The sequence below is a fragment of the Limnohabitans sp. DCL3 genome (genome assembly GCF_048019295.1).
Classification (GTDB): domain Bacteria; phylum Pseudomonadota; class Gammaproteobacteria; order Burkholderiales; family Burkholderiaceae_C; genus Limnohabitans_A.
The window spans coordinates 1,235,137-1,249,621 of record NZ_CP171842.1 but is presented as its reverse complement, the minus strand read 5'-3'; the positions used below and the strand labels follow the sequence as shown (position 1 = coordinate 1,249,621).

At 60.2% G+C, this 14,485-nt stretch carries 15 protein-coding genes; 10 read left to right on the top strand and 5 right to left on the bottom strand.

Going from position 1 to position 14,485, the window contains the following annotated elements; genetic code table 11:
• The first annotated feature begins 196 nt into the window (after positions 1-196).
• From ACHEXK_RS05670 to tolA, 9 genes are read left to right on the top strand one after another with little or no spacing between them, the layout of a single operon-like run.
• Positions 197-835, top strand: a complete 639-nt coding sequence (locus ACHEXK_RS05670) for a riboflavin synthase (RefSeq protein ID WP_416548404.1) — start codon at positions 197-199, stop codon at positions 833-835.
• The gene (ribBA, locus tag ACHEXK_RS05665; protein ID WP_416548403.1) at positions 832-1,959 is read left to right on the top strand and encodes a bifunctional 3,4-dihydroxy-2-butanone-4-phosphate synthase/GTP cyclohydrolase II; all 1,128 of its coding nucleotides are present in this window, start codon (positions 832-834) and stop codon (positions 1,957-1,959) included. The genes ACHEXK_RS05670 and ribBA overlap by 4 nt, the downstream gene beginning before the upstream one ends.
• Positions 1,960-1,961: 2 nt before the next feature.
• Complete coding sequence (gene ribH, locus ACHEXK_RS05660) at positions 1,962-2,471, top strand: 6,7-dimethyl-8-ribityllumazine synthase (protein ID WP_416548402.1); 510 nt, start codon at positions 1,962-1,964, stop codon at positions 2,469-2,471.
• Complete coding sequence (nusB, locus tag ACHEXK_RS05655) at positions 2,468-2,989, top strand: transcription antitermination factor NusB (RefSeq protein ID WP_416548401.1); 522 nt, start codon at positions 2,468-2,470, stop codon at positions 2,987-2,989. The genes ribH and nusB overlap by 4 nt, the downstream gene beginning before the upstream one ends.
• A 19-nt stretch (positions 2,990-3,008) precedes the next feature.
• Entirely contained in the window at positions 3,009-4,196 is a 1,188-nt protein-coding gene (locus ACHEXK_RS05650; protein ID WP_416548400.1) for a pyridoxal phosphate-dependent aminotransferase, read from the top strand.
• Positions 4,193-4,633 carry a YbgC/FadM family acyl-CoA thioesterase gene (locus tag ACHEXK_RS05645; RefSeq protein WP_416548399.1) on the top strand — a complete coding sequence of 147 codons (441 nt, stop codon included), beginning with the start codon at positions 4,193-4,195 and terminating at the stop codon, positions 4,631-4,633. The genes ACHEXK_RS05650 and ACHEXK_RS05645 overlap by 4 nt, the downstream gene beginning before the upstream one ends.
• The gene (tolQ, locus tag ACHEXK_RS05640; protein WP_416548398.1) at positions 4,630-5,328 is read left to right on the top strand and encodes a protein TolQ; all 699 of its coding nucleotides are present in this window, start codon (positions 4,630-4,632) and stop codon (positions 5,326-5,328) included. The genes ACHEXK_RS05645 and tolQ overlap by 4 nt, the downstream gene beginning before the upstream one ends.
• 10 nt (positions 5,329-5,338) lie before the next feature.
• A complete protein-coding gene (locus ACHEXK_RS05635; RefSeq protein ID WP_416548397.1) occupies positions 5,339-5,758 on the top strand; it encodes an ExbD/TolR family protein in 420 nt (139 codons plus the stop codon).
• A 13-nt stretch (positions 5,759-5,771) separates the two neighbouring features.
• Complete coding sequence (tolA, locus tag ACHEXK_RS05630; RefSeq protein ID WP_416548396.1) at positions 5,772-6,749, top strand: cell envelope integrity protein TolA; 978 nt, start codon at positions 5,772-5,774, stop codon at positions 6,747-6,749.
• A 30-nt stretch (positions 6,750-6,779) separates the two neighbouring features.
• Here the strand turns inward: tolA and ACHEXK_RS05625 are convergent, their stop codons facing one another.
• The 5 genes from ACHEXK_RS05625 to ACHEXK_RS05605 all read right to left on the bottom strand — a co-directional run bounded on the left by ACHEXK_RS05625 (position 6,780) and on the right by ACHEXK_RS05605 (position 13,440).
• Positions 6,780-7,766 carry an NADPH:quinone reductase gene (locus ACHEXK_RS05625; RefSeq protein WP_416548395.1) on the bottom strand — a complete coding sequence of 329 codons (987 nt, stop codon included), beginning with the start codon at positions 7,764-7,766 and terminating at the stop codon, positions 6,780-6,782.
• 27 nt (positions 7,767-7,793) lie between these two features.
• Positions 7,794-11,321 carry a DNA polymerase III subunit alpha gene (gene dnaE / locus ACHEXK_RS05620; RefSeq protein WP_416548394.1) on the bottom strand — a complete coding sequence of 1,176 codons (3,528 nt, stop codon included), beginning with the start codon at positions 11,319-11,321 and terminating at the stop codon, positions 7,794-7,796.
• A 45-nt stretch (positions 11,322-11,366) separates the two neighbouring features.
• Positions 11,367-12,062, bottom strand: a complete 696-nt coding sequence (locus ACHEXK_RS05615; RefSeq protein ID WP_416548393.1) for a DUF599 domain-containing protein — start codon at positions 12,060-12,062, stop codon at positions 11,367-11,369.
• Positions 12,063-12,162: 100 nt separating this feature from the next.
• Positions 12,163-12,696 carry a flavodoxin family protein gene (locus ACHEXK_RS05610; protein WP_416548392.1) on the bottom strand — a complete coding sequence of 178 codons (534 nt, stop codon included), beginning with the start codon at positions 12,694-12,696 and terminating at the stop codon, positions 12,163-12,165.
• 30 nt (positions 12,697-12,726) lie between these two features.
• The gene (locus ACHEXK_RS05605; RefSeq protein WP_416548391.1) at positions 12,727-13,440 is read right to left on the bottom strand and encodes a pirin family protein; all 714 of its coding nucleotides are present in this window, start codon (positions 13,438-13,440) and stop codon (positions 12,727-12,729) included.
• Between the two features lie 106 nt (positions 13,441-13,546).
• Here ACHEXK_RS05605 and ACHEXK_RS05600 point away from each other — a divergent pair, with 106 nt between their 5' ends.
• Complete coding sequence (locus tag ACHEXK_RS05600; RefSeq protein WP_416548389.1) at positions 13,547-14,479, top strand: LysR family transcriptional regulator; 933 nt, start codon at positions 13,547-13,549, stop codon at positions 14,477-14,479.
• Positions 14,480-14,485: the final 6 nt, after the last annotated feature.

Genomic DNA, 14,485 nt, shown 5'->3' with positions numbered 1-14,485 from the left:
CAAAGAAAACTCCTGGTGACAGGCAGCCCATCGAAAATCTGCTGCAATGCAACATTCTAGGCACACCGCGGAGACCCTGTCGCCTTGGTTAACCCTGAGATTACGATACCCCATCCTCAAGTTGACCCGTGTGACTTGGGCATTTTTCTTGCAATCCCAGCCGATTCACCCTCTTTACCTGCGAAAATAACAAGCTATGTTCACCGGAATCATCACCGGCGTGGGGCGAATCGTCGCCATTCACGACCTGGGTCGCTCTTTACATCACGGCAAGCGCCTCACCATCGAGGCCCCCGCCGGGTACCTTGACGATGTCGGCTTGGGCGACAGCATCGCCTTGAACGGGGCTTGCATGACCGTCACCACGTTCACCCCCGAAAACGGTCAATTCACCATCGACATTTCGGCCGAATCGCTGGACAAAACCAGTGGCTTGGACCAACCAGGCGCCGTCAATCTCGAAAAAGCACTGCGTGCCCACGACCGGCTGGGCGGGCACATCGTGTCAGGCCATGTGGACGGGGTGGGTCAAATCAGCCACTTCGAACAGATCGGCGAAAGCTGGGAGCTGCGCATCCTGGCACCGCACACACTGGCCAAATACCTGGCCTACAAAGGCTCGATCACCGTCAACGGGGTCAGTCTCACCGTCAACCGCGTGGCCGATTTGGTGCAGGGTTGCGAAATCAGCATCAACTTGATCCCCCATACGGTGGACAACACCGCCCTCGGCAGCTTGACAGCAGGCCGCCGCGTCAACCTTGAAATCGACACCGTGGCCCGCTACGTAGAGCGCATGCTCAGCGCGGGCCTGATTCAGAAGGACCCTGAATGAATGCCCCTGCGCAACTGACCCCCGTGGCGATCTCGCCCGTCGACGAGATCGTGGCCGAGATGAAGGCTGGCCGCATCGTGATCTTGGTCGATGAAGAGGACCGCGAAAACGAAGGCGATCTGGTCTTGGCCTCCGACCATGTCACGCCCGAAGCCATCAACTTCATGGCCCGCTTTGGCCGGGGCCTGATTTGCCTGACGCTCACCCGTGAGCGCTGCGAATTTTTGAAGCTCCCCCCCATGGCGGCGCGCAACGGCACCGTCTACAGCACCGCTTTCACCGTCTCCATCGAAGCCGCCGAAGGCGTGACCACAGGCATCTCGGCCGCAGACCGCGCCCGCACAGTGCAGGTGGCCGTGGCGCGAAGCAGCCTGCCTACTGACCTGGTCCAACCCGGCCACATCTTCCCGCTGCAAGCGGTGGACGGCGGCGTGCTCATGCGCGCCGGTCACACCGAAGCCGGCTGTGATTTGGCCGCCATGGCCGGATGCAGCCCATCGTCCGTGATTTGCGAAATCATGAAAGACGACGGCACCATGGCACGCTTGCCCGATTTGCAGTTGTTTGCCGCTGAACACGGCCTGAAGATCGGCACCATTGCCGACCTGATCGAGTACCGCAGTCGCAACGAGTCGCTGGTTGAGCGCATGGGCAGCCGCACGCTGCAAACCGCGCATGGCGAATTCACCGCCCACGCCTTTCGCGATCAACCCAGCCAAACCGTGCATTTGGCCCTGGTCAAAGGCGAGTGGACGGCTGAGTCGGAAGTGGCCGTGCGCGTGCACGAGCCCCTGTCGGTGCTCGACGCGTTGGAAATCAACCGGTCCATGCACTCTTGGAGCCTGGACGCCAGCCTGGACTTCATCAACGCCCAAGGCTGTGGCGTGGCGGTGCTGCTCAACTGTGGGGAATCGGCTGATCAGCTGCTGGCCCAATTTGAGGGCCGTGCCCGCTCGGCTCAAGCGCCAGAGCGCGGCAAGATGGACCTGCGCACCTACGGTGTGGGCGCTCAAATCCTGCGAGAGTGCGGCGTACAGAAGATGCGCCTGATGGGCAATCCCCGCCGCATGCCCAGCATGACCGGTTACGGCCTTGAAATCACCGCTTACATCCCCAAGGAATAACCATGCAAGACGCCCAAAAAGGCCAAGCCGAAGAACTCGACGGTCAATTTCTGCACATCGGCATCGTGCAGGCCCGTTTCAACGAAGAGATCACCAATGCCTTGGCCAAAGCCTGCATCGAAGAACTCGAAAACTTGGGTGTGACCAGCATCGACCACGTCATGGTGCCCGGTGCGCTGGAAGTGCCTGTGGCCCTGCAGGCCATGGCCGAAAGAGCCGAATACGATGCACTGATTGCATTGGGCTGCATCATCCGTGGTGAAACTTACCACTTTGAGCTGGTGGCCAACGAGTCTGGTGCGGGCGTGAGCCGCGTGTCGCTGGACTACAACTTGCCGATTGCCAACGCGATCTTGACCACCGAAAACCTCGACCAGGCCTTGGCCCGCCAAACGGAAAAAGGCCGGGACGCGGCCCGCGTGGCGGTCGAGATGGCCTGCATCATGGACGACCTGTCGGCCGATATGGCCGAGTTGGCCGATGATTTGGACGACGACGAGATCCGCCAATGACCGAAACCAACCTCACAGCAGGCACAGCCGACGCAGGCCCAAAGCCGGCAACTGGCACGCGCAAATCCTCGGCCAAACCTGCCCGCAGTCGCTCCCGCGAGTTTGCATTGCAAGCGCTTTACCAGCACATCGTGGGCCGCAATGAAGCGTCGGACATTGACGTGTTCACCCGTGATTTGTCGGGCTTTCACAAAGCCGACTCGGCCCATTACGACGCCTTGCTTTTCGGTTGCATCGAACAAGCCCCCGCGCTGGATGCTTGGATTGCGCCCAAGCTGGACCGCAGCTTTGCCGAAATCTCCCCCATTGAACACGCCATCATGTGGATCGGTGTTTACGAGATGCAGCACTGCCTGGACGTTCCTTGGCGCGTGGTGCTCAACGAGTGCATCGAATTGGCCAAAGATTTTGGTGGCACCGACGGTCATAAGTACGTGAACGCGGTGCTGGGCGGTTTGGCCCCAGAGTTGCGCAGTGCAGAAGTGCAAGCCGACCGCCACGCTGGCCGTGCCAAGTAAAAACCTCACCCCAGACACCATGCGCATCTCTGAGCGAGCCGAGCGGATTGAACCCTTTTGGGTGATGGAAGTGGCCAAAGCCGCTTTGCAAAAAGCCCGCGAAGTCGCCCACACCGATCGGCCCGTGGTGTTCCTGAACATTGGTGAGCCTGATTTCACCGCCCCGCCCCGCGTGCAAGCCGCGGCGCAGACCGTCATTGCGTCTGGTCAAACCCAATACACCCCCGCGCTGGGTTTGGATGGCTTGCGCCAAGCCATCAGCGGCTGGTACGCGCAGCGCTTTGGTGTACAGGTGCCCGCCAGCCGCATTGTGGTCACGGCCGGGGCATCGGCCGCTTTGCAACTGGCGTGTTTGGCGCTGATTGACCGCGGCGATGAAATCCTGATGCCTGACCCGAGCTACCCCTGCAACCGCCATTTTGTGAGCGCGGCCGAAGGCACTGCGGTCTTGCTGCCCACCACCGCCGAGGAGCGCTTTCAGCTGAGTGCGACCAAGGTGGCCGCCGCTTGGGGTCCCCAAACGCGAGGCGTGTTGTTGGCATCGCCCTCCAACCCCACGGGCACCTCGATAGACCCGGCCGAGCTCGAGCGCATCATGGACGTGGTACGCAGCCGTGGCGGCATCACCCTGATCGACGAGATCTACCTCGGCCTGAGCCACGACAGCCAGTTCGGACAAAGCGCACTGGCCCTGGGTGACGACGTCATCAGCATCAACAGTTTCAGCAAGTATTTCAACATGACCGGCTGGCGCCTGGGTTGGCTGGTGGTGCCAGAACCGCTCATACCCGTGCTCGAGCGCTTGACGCAAAACCTGTTCATTTGCGCCAGCACCGTGGCGCAACAAGCGGCTTTGGCCTGCTTTGAGGCCGAGAGCTTGGCTGAATACGAACGCCGTCGCGCCGAGTTCAAGGCACGACGCGACTACTTCATCCCGGCCCTGAACGCGCTGGGTCTGAACGTGCCCGTGGCCCCCGACGGCGCTTTTTACGCATGGGCCGACTGCAGCGCAGCTTGCCAAAAATTAGGCCTGAAAGACAGCTGGGATTTTGCCTTTGCTGCGCTGGAGCATGCCCATGTGGCCATCACGCCCGGGCGCGACTTTGGCACCGACCAAACCGGCCGCTTTGTGCGCTTTTCCACCGCCAACTCGATGGCCGAATTGCAAACGGCCATCGCCCGACTGAAAGCTTGGTTGCAGCCATGACCTTCAGCGACATCAGACCCAGCGTTTTTGAGCATCCCATCCGCATCTATTGGGAAGACACCGACGCGGGTGGCATTGTGTTCTATGCCAACTACCTCAAATTTTTTGAGCGCGCCCGCACCGAATGGCTGCGTGCCTTGGGCTTTGGCCAGCAGGTGCTGCGTGACGAATCGGGGGGCATGTTTGTCGTGTCCGAGACCGCCGTCAAGTACCACGCCCCAGCCCGCTTGGACGACACCCTGATCGTGACGGCCGAGTTGCACAACGGCGGCAAAGCCAGCCTGACCATTGCCCAACGCGCCTACCTGCGCACACCCGGCCAATCCCCAACAAGCGACCGACTCCTGGCCGAAGGCACCATCCGCCTGGGCTGGGTTGACAGCACCACCTTGAAACCCGGCCGCATCCCGGCCCCCGTTCTGGAAGCCCTGAAATGAACCAAGACATGTCCATCGTCTCGCTGCTGCTGCACGCCAGTTTCGTCGTGCAACTGGTGGTGCTCATTTTGCTCAGCATCTCGGTGGCGAGTTGGGCCGCCATTGTGCGCAAACTCACGGCGATCAAACGCATCAAAAACCTCAACGAACAGTTTGAACGCGTGTTCTGGTCGGGCACCAGCTTGAATGAGCTGTTCAACGCGGCCAGTCAAAATGCGAAACTCTCCGGCCCCATGGAGCGCATTTTCGCCAGCGGCATGCGCGAGTACCAAAAACTGCGCGAACGCCAAATCAGTGACCCAGGCACCCTGCTCGACGGCGCACGCCGCGCCATGCGGGCCAGTTTCCAGCGCGAGATGGACGTGGCCGAGTCGCAACTCGCCTTTTTGGCATCGGTCGGCTCCATCTCACCCTATGTCGGTCTGTTTGGCACGGTGTGGGGCATCATGCACGCGTTTACCGGCCTGGCCAGCTTGCAGCAAGTGACGCTGGCGACTGTGGCGCCGGGCATCGCCGAAGCCTTGGTGGCCACCGCCATCGGCTTGTTTGCTGCCATCCCTGCCGTGCTGGCTTACAACCGTTTCTCGCACGATGTGGACCGCATCGCCATCAAGCTGGAAACCTTCATTGAAGAGTTCTCCAACATCCTGCAGCGCAGCTTGGGCGCCGCCAACAGCTCGGCCTCTGGCCACTGAAAGGAACGCCATGCCCGCTGTGTCATCTCGGGGCCGTGGTCGACGCACCATTGCCGAAATCAACATGGTGCCCTTCATTGACGTGATGTTGGTGCTGCTGATCATCTTCATGGTGACCGCGCCCATGATCACGCCCAGCATGGTGGACCTGCCCAGTGTGGGCCAAGCGGCCAAACAACCGGACAAAGTCATCCAGGTGGTGATCCAGAAAGACGAACGCCTGGAACTGGTGAGCGACGGCAAAACCGACAGCGCCACCCTGCCCAATGTGGCCGCCAACGTCAAGCGCTTGGTGGGCGATGAGCCCAACACCGCCGTCGTCATCAGCGCCGACCGCACCGTCAAATACGAAACCGTGGTGCAAGTCATGGACAGCCTGCAGCGCGCGGGCATTGCCCGCGTGGGTTTATCGGTGCAATTGGCACCCTGATGGAGACTCAGGTTTGAAAGCCAAGGCGACGCCACACCTCGAATTTGCACCACCGCCGCAGCCTGGCATGGCCCGGGCTTGGCTCGTGGCAGGGGTGGCGCATGCCTTGTTGTTCTTGGCGCTGGGCTTGGCCACGGCTTGGAAAACCCAAACACCTACGGTGCAAGCCGAAGCCGAACTGTGGTCAGCCGTGCCCGCAGCGGCAGCGCCTCGCCTGCAAGAGCCGCCAGCAGAGCCGGAGCCGGAGCCAGAACCCACACCCCCACCCCAGCCGGCCCAACCTGCACCGCCCCCTCCGCCCGCACCCGATCCGGCGCAAGAGCGGCTCGATGCCCAAATCGCACTCGAGAAGAAAAAACAGCAGCAAAAGAAAAAAGAAGCCGAGAAAGCTGAAAAGCTCAAGGCCGAAAAAGAGAAGGCCGCCAAGGAAAAGGCGGACAAGGAAAAGGCAGAACGCAAGCGCAAGGAACGCGACATCGAGCGGGAAAAAGAAGACAAAGCCAAAGAAAAAGAAAAAGCCGCCAAAGAGAAAAAAGCGCGAGAAGACAAAGAACGCGACAAGAAAAAAGCCGCTGAGAAAGCCGAAAAAGCCGAAAAGGCCGATGCCGCCCGGACCGAGGCCCTGCGACAAGAAAACCTCAAACGCATGCAAGGCTTGGCCGGTGCATCGGGCGGCGAAAACGCCAAGGGCACGGCGCTCAAATCATCCGGCCCTTCTTCCAGTTATGGAGGAAAAATTGTCCGAGAAATTTTGGAGAAAACCACCAATGCAGACAGCACACCTGGCGCTTTGACCGTCGTGGTTTTTGTTCGTGCCAGCGCCTCGGGTGACATTCTCAACAGCAAAGTGATCACACCCAGTGGGAGTCGGGCATTCGACGATTCGGTGCTCCGCGGCATCCAGAAGATGGAACGGGTTCCCAAGGACGTGGATGGCAGGATCCCCGAAATCTTGATCCGTGAGGGGCTGGAGTTGACGGTTTCCAGATAACGGTGTTGTGCTTTGGAGCGGCGGATGGCTTTACAAGTCCACCACCACATTGCCCACGGTCTGACCCGCTTCAACCATTTGGTGCGCCTGCGCCACCTGATCCAACGAAAAACGCGCAGCAATGCTGTGCTGGAGTTGATGGTTCGCCAACAGATCAGAAAGTCGTGACACGGCGATCTTTCGGTCAGCGGACGTCAAGTCGTAGACCAAGAAAAACTTGACGCCCATGGACTGAAACAACCAAGGGCGAAACGGCAAGTTGACGTCCAGCGCATTGGAGCCATAGCACACCACCTGGCCGTGCGGGGCCAAAGCGCCCTCGGCCGCCCAACGGGCGGTGGTCGAGAAATCCATGTCGATGAGGATCTCAGCCCCCCGCCCCTGCGTGAGCGCTCGAACGCGCTCGGGCACAGATTCGGTTTTGTAATAGACAGCGGCCTCCATGCCCGCCGCTTGCGCGTGCGCGGCTTTGGCTTCAGAGCCCACCGTGCCGATCACTCGACCTCCGGCCAAACACACCATCTGTGTGATGTAGTGGCCCACAGCCGATGAGGCGCCTGACACCAGCACCGTTTGTCCACGCAAATCACCCGTCAAGCGCTCCGCCAGAATGACCGCCTGCACAGCAGTCAGACCGGGAATGCCCATGCACGCACCCGCTGCAAAGTCGGTGCCTTCTGGCAAGGCCACAGCTTGCGCCTGGGGCAAAGTGATGTATTGGGCACAAGTGCCCATAGGGCGCTGCCATTGCCCATTCCACACCCAAACGCGCTGCCCCACCCGCGATGCCTGCACGCCTTCGCCCACGGCTTCGATGACGCCCGCACCATCGCTGTGCGGCACCACCAACGGATCGGTCAGCGGCCGAGCTCGGCGGGATTTCACGTCGGATGGGTTCACACCCGAGGTGGCCAGCCGCACCAGCACTTCGCCGGCTTGCGGGCTGGGCATGGGCAAGTTGCCCACTTGAATCACATCTTGGGCTTCGCCATTTTGGGTGTACCAGGCTGCTTTCATGCGGTGATCCTCGGAGGATTGAATGGGTCAGTCGTAAACAATCCGTGCCTGCCCCTGATCGGCCTGCGCCATCCAGCTGGCCAGGGCGGCATCGGTGGGGAAAAATTTGGCGGCCTCGCCCAGCGCCAACTCGGCGCGGGCAGCGAGTTGGTCGTTGCGGCGCTCCAGCACCAAACGCACCGGCAAGCCGCGAACCAGGTCGCCCTGCTCGGTTTGCTCGCGCTGCGCGGGAAACTCCTTGGCGATGCGCGCGATGTCGGGCATGCGGCCATTCACGGCCACGCGCAAGTATTTGCCGTATCGGCAGCGGGCTGCGCCCAAGTCCATGATCTGCTCGATCTTGAGGCGAAAGCCCCCCGAAAAACGGTCGGCCTGCATTTTGGCGGTGACGATGATCAGTTCGTCGTCTTTGAGGCAATGCTTGGCCGAGTTGATCAGGGATTCGTCGGCCGTGGCTTCGAGCATGCCCGATTTGTCGTCCAGCTTGAAAATCGCCACTTTGCCCCGCTGCCCGTTGATGATGCGCAGGTCACTCACGATACCGGCCAAGACCATGGACTCGCGGCTGTCGATCAGGTCGTCGATTTGGCGGCGCGCAAACTGGCGCACTTCGCGCTCGACCGCATCAAACAAATGGCCCGACAGGAAAAAGCCCACCGCCGTTTTCTCCAGCAGCAAGCGCTCCTTGATGCCCCAAGGCATGACCTCGACCAGCTCGGGCTCTTGCGTGCTGGAGCCATGCGAGTCGTCACCCAACATGTCAAACAAACCGCCTTGGTTGGCGTTGGCGGTGGTGGCGTTCGAAAACTCGAACGCCCGGTCAATGCTGGCCGACAAGGCGGCACGGTTCATGTGCAGCGAGTCAAATGCCCCGGCCTTGATGAGCGCGTCCACCGTCCGCTTGTTGATCTTGGAGCGGTCCACACGCACCGCAAAGTCAAACAAGCTCTTGAATGGCCCCCCCTCTTTGCGGGCCGCGACGATGGCGTCGATGGCTTGCTGGCCTGTCCCCTTGATGGCCCCCAGGCCGTAGCGGATGATCTTGTCGGTCACCGGCTCAAAACGGTGCGTGCCCCGGTTCACGTCCGGTGGGTCAAAGCGGATGCCAAATTTGAGCGCGTCTTCGTGCAAGACCTTGAGCTTGTCGGTGTCGTCCATTTCCACCGTCATGTTGGCGCAAAAGAACTCGGCGGTGTAGTGCACCTTGAGCCAGCCCGTGTGGTAAGCCAGCAGCGAGTAAGCGGCGGCGTGCGACTTGTTGAAGCCGTAACCCGCGAATTTTTCCATCAGGTCAAAGACTTCGTCGGCCTTGTCCTGCGCAATGCCGTGGGTGGCCAAAGCGCCAGCGCGGAACTTCTCGCGGTGCTCGGCCATTTCTTCGGCCTTCTTTTTGCCCATGGCGCGGCGCAGCAAGTCGGCGCCGCCCAGCGAGTAGCCCCCCAGAATCTGGGCCGTCTGCATCACCTGCTCTTGGTAGACCATGATGCCGTAGGTCTCGCTCAGCATCTCGGCCACTGCCGGGTGCGGGTACTCCACCACTTCGCGCCCGTGTTTGCGGGCCACAAAGCTGGGGATCAGGTCCATAGGGCCTGGGCGGTACAGCGCATTGAGCGCAATCAGGTCTTCCAGCCGGCTCGGACGGGCGTCGCGCAACATGCCCTGCATGCCACGGCTTTCAAACTGGAACACCGCCTCGGTCTTGCCGTCCGAAAACAACTTGTAGGTCTGCGCATCGTCGAGCGGGATGTTTTCAAAGGCGAAATTTTCTTGGCCTTTGTGCCGGTGGATGATGAATTCGCGAGCAATCTCCAAGATGGTGAGCGTGGCCAAGCCCAAAAAGTCGAACTTCACCAAGCCCGCTGCTTCCACATCGTCCTTGTCGTACTGGCTCACCGCCGATTCGCTGCCGGGCTGCTGGTACAACGGACAAAAGTCGGTCAGCTTGCCCGGTGCGATCAGCACACCCCCGGCGTGCATGCCCACGTTGCGGGTCATCCCTTCGAGCTTTTGCGCCAGCTCGATGAGGGTTTTCACATCCTCTTCGCGCTCGATGCGCTCGGCCAAGAGGGGCTCCATGGCAATGGCGTAGTTGTTTTTGTCGCCCTCTTTGGGCGTCGCGGGCGGATACTGCAAGGTGACCGACATGCCCGGCTTGTTGGGAATGAGCTTGCTGATGCCATCGCAAAAGGTGTAGCTCATGTCCAGCACGCGGCCCACATCGCGGATGGCCGCGCGCGCCGCCATGGTGCCGAAGGTCACGATCTGGCTGACCGCCTCGCGGCCGTACTTGTCCTTGACATAGTCAATCACCCGGTCCCGGTTGCCTTGGCAAAAGTCAATGTCGAAGTCGGGCATGGACACCCGCTCGGGGTTCAAAAACCGCTCAAACAGCAAGTTGTATTGCAGAGGGTCCAGATCGGTGATCTTGAGGGCATAGGCCACCAGCGAACCCGCACCAGAACCCCGCCCTGGGCCGACGGGGCATCCGTTGGCCTTGGCCCACTGGATGAAGTCCCCCACAATCAGGAAGTAGCCCGGAAAACCCATCTTCAAGATGGTGTTGAGCTCAAACTCCAAGCGCTCGACATAACGCGCACGCTCTTCGTTGCGTTGGGCTTGGGCCGGGTACAAATGCACCAAACGTGCTTCAAGGCCCTCAAAAGAGACGTGGCGGAAATAATCATCCACCGACATCACCACGCCGTTCACGGGTGGAATGGGGAAGTCGGGCAACTGGGGCTTGCCCAACACCAAGGTCAGGTTGCAGCGTTTGGCAATTTCGAGGGTGTTGGCAATGGCGCTGGGCACGTCCTCAAACAAGGCGCCCATTTGTGCTGATGACTTGAAATACTGCTCCCGGGTGAATCGGCGCACACGGCGCGGGTTGGCCAAGATTTCGCCTTCGGAGATGCAGACCCGCGCCTCGTGGGCCTCGTAATCATCGGGTCCATGGAACTGCACCGGGTGCGTGGCCACCACGGGCAGGTGCAAGCGGGCAGCCAAAGCCACCGCACCCGCCACTTGGGGCTCGTCTTCGGGGCGTCCCGCGCGTTGCAGTTCCAGGTAAAAGCGATGGGGAAACAGGGACGCCAGCTGCAAAGCGACATCGGCCGCTTTGTCGTGGTCACCCTGCACCAAGGCTTGACCGACGGGCCCGGCTTGTGCGCCGGACAACAAAATCAAGCCCTCAGAAAGCGACTTGAGCCAGGCCATTTTCACAACGGCAACGCCTTTGACCACGTTTTGGGTCCAAGCGCGGGCCAACAATTCACAAATGTGCAGGTAACCCTGGTGGTTTTGCACCAACAGGACCACCCGGCTGGTGGCACCCAGGTCGTGGCCTAAACCCTCCAGATTGATCTCAGCACCAATGAGGGGTTTGACGCCCTTGTTCCGACCTTCTTTGTAAAACTTGACGGTGCCAAACAGGTTGTTCAGGTCGGTGATGGCCAGCGCGGGCTGACCATCTTTGGCCGCGATTTTGACCACATCGTCAATGCGGCAAGTCGAGTCAACGACAGAGAATTCGGAGTGTAGGCGCAGGTGAACAAACATAGCCTGTCATTGTAGGAGGTCCCCCTGCGGCAAAAGGGTGCTTTTTCAGTCACGCAGGACTTGCAGCACCTCGGATCGGAACTCGCGCCCATACAAAATCAGGACCACCAAAGCGGTGGCCAACACCAGGGCCATGGGCGAGAAAAACCAGGCCATGGCCGCAAATGAAAAATAGTAAGCCCTCAAGCCGTCGTTGAACGTCTCGGCGGCTGCACTGACCAAGTTTCCCGCACGTTCGGCAAAGTGCTGGCGGTCATGGTGTTTGGCATCAAAATCTTCTGGCGACGGCATGGCGCCAAGCACCAAGGCCACAAAAGTGTATTGCCGCATGGACCAAGAAAACCGGAAAAAGGCATAAACAAAAATGCCGACCATCACCAGGATCTTGAGTTCAAAAACCAACAAAGGTGTCGCTTGGGCAAACGGTATTTCACCCACCAACTCGGCCGCTTTGTCGGTGGTGCCCAAGAGTGCAAACAGACCACCGATGATGATGATGCTGGTGGACGAAAAAAAGGCCGGGGTTTGCGATAAATTTTGGGTGATCACCCCATCGAGCACACGCGGGTCGCGATGCGTCGCCTGCATCATCCACATTTGACGGTATCGGTTGGTGTTGGCAATCAGACTTTGGTCACGCAGCCCCCGCACCTTGGCCAACCAAGCGTAGCCCACCCACAATGCAAAAAATGTGAGGAGCGCCAGCCAATCGGCCCAGGGCAGCATGGTGATGATTTTCATGTGCCGATGCTAACCGACATGCACACCATGCGGCCGCAGAGGACGCCCCCACAAGATCGATTGACCTGTGGCAGCGAGCCCCTGCCCGCGAATCGGTTGATCAACCGCGCAGTTTGGCGGCCACTCCCGCCACGCGCTCGCCATAGGCTTTGGCGGTGTCCAGGTCGCCCTGGGGAATGTCCTCGGCCGGACTGGTCGGGCCCACTTGCGCCATCACGCCGGAGTTGGAGCCGATGCGGTTGATGGTGCCATCGTTCATGGCGGGCTGACCCACCCAAATCATGCCTTGCTGCTGAGACAAGGTGATGAAGTACTGGATCGTGGACAACTTGTCACCACTGGGGCTGGCCGAGATGGTGAAACCGCCAGCCACCTTGTCTTTCCAAGCGCTGGTGAACCAACGCTTGGATGTGGCATCGGCAAATTTTTTGAACTGCCAAGAGGCCATGCCCATGTAGGTGGGTGAACCGAAAATGATGGCGTCTGCCTCGTCCAAGGCGGTCCAATCGGCGTCGGTGATGTTGCCGTCGGCGTCGATGGCGATGGTTTGCGCGTTGGCGCCTTGGGCCACAAACTGCGCCACGCGCTGGGTATGACCATAGCCGGAATGGTAGACAACAACTGTTTTTGCCATGAGAAAAGCTCCTAGGGGTTGAGAAAAAAATCAGGCGGTCAAATCAAAGACCAGCACTTCGGCGTTCTCGCCATGTGTCAAGTTCAGGACCGATTCGGCTTGCAGCATGGCGGCATCGCCCGCACCCAAAACCTGGCCATTGACTTGCAAGCGGCCGCGAACCATAAAAACGTAGACTTTGCGCGCGGGGTTGAGGGGCAGATGCACGGTCTCGGCGCCGTTGAAAAGTCCTGCAAACATGCGGGCATCGGCGTGGATTTGTACGGTGTATTGGCTCAAACGTGCCTCGGCTGCTGGTGCCGCCACCAAGGCCAATTGACCGCGCTTGGCGCTTTCAGGCACGGTTTTTTGTTCGTACCCTGGCTCGATGCCACGCACATTGGGCTCGATCCAGATCTGCAAAAAGTGGGTTTGCTCGCCTTGGGCATGGTTGAACTCGCTGTGGCGGACCCCACTGCCAGCACTCATGCGCTGCACGTCCCCGGGCGGAATGCCCAAGACGTTGCCCATGCTGTCTTGGTGGGCCAAATTGCCCGACAACACGTAGCTGATGATTTCCATGTCGCGGTGGCCATGGGTACCAAAGCCGGTACCGGGGTCAATCCGGTCTTCGTTGATGACGCGCAAGTTGCCAAAGCCCATGTGGGCCGGGTCAAAGTAATTGGCAAAAGAAAAGCTGTGGAAAGACTTGAGCCAGCCGTGATCGGCGTAGCCGCGTTCGGACGATTTGCGCAGGGTCAACATGGCGGGTTCCTTTCAACGAAACTGAACTTTAGGCAAGGAATGGCCGTCTGCGGTACAAAGGTTTTGCCGTCTTCATTCAAATTAATTGAACTAAAATGCACGAACCATGCAAAGTCCCAAAGACTGGCTGACGCCAGACGCCCTGTTCATGCTGCAAACCATCGCCGAACAGGGCAGTTTTGCGGCCGCTGCACGCCAACTCGGTCTGGTGCCCAGTGCCTTGACGTACCGGGTGCGGCAGCTCGAAGAGGCTCTGGATGTGCTGCTGTTTGACCGCAGTGCGCGCCAAGCCCGGCCCACAGCCGCAGGTCGCGAACTGTTGCGGGAGGCGGGCCGTTTGCTGCAAGACATTGACAGCGTGGCCAACCGGGTCAAGCGCGTGGCCACAGGCTGGGAGGGTGTGCTCACGGTGGCGGTGGACAGCATCATGGCCCGCGACGTGGTGATGGATTTGTGCGAAGCCTTTTTGGCACTGAACAGCCCGACCCGCTTGCGGATTCGCCACGAGGCTTTGTCGGGCACCATGGCCGCACTGACCTCGGGGCAAGCAGACTTGGCTTTGGGCGTTGCACTGGGGCAGCACATGGCCGCAGACATCCAGCACATCGCACTGGGCGACGTTCAATTTGTCTTTGCGGTTTCGCCACAACACCCCTTGGCACATGCGCCCGCCCCTCTGAGCAACGCTTTGTTGCTGCAACACCGGGTGGTGGCCGTGGCCGATTCGGTGCAACGCGGCAGCGGCCTCACGGTGGGACTGCAAGGTGGACAGGACGTGTTCACCGTGCCTGACATGACCAGCAAATTGCAAGCCCAAGTGCGCGGTCTGGGTGCGGGCTTTTTGCCATTGAGCTTGGCGCAGCCCTTGGTGGCCTCAGGGCAGTTGGTCATCAAAAGCACTGAGCAAACCCGGGTCAACAGCGTGCATGCGGCCTGGCGGGACAGCCGCCTAAGTCCAGCTGGCCACGCTTTGCTGTGGTGGACAGACCAACTCAACAAACCTGGAACACGAGAAGCCCTGCTCGGATCCAAGCCCTGAGCTCAA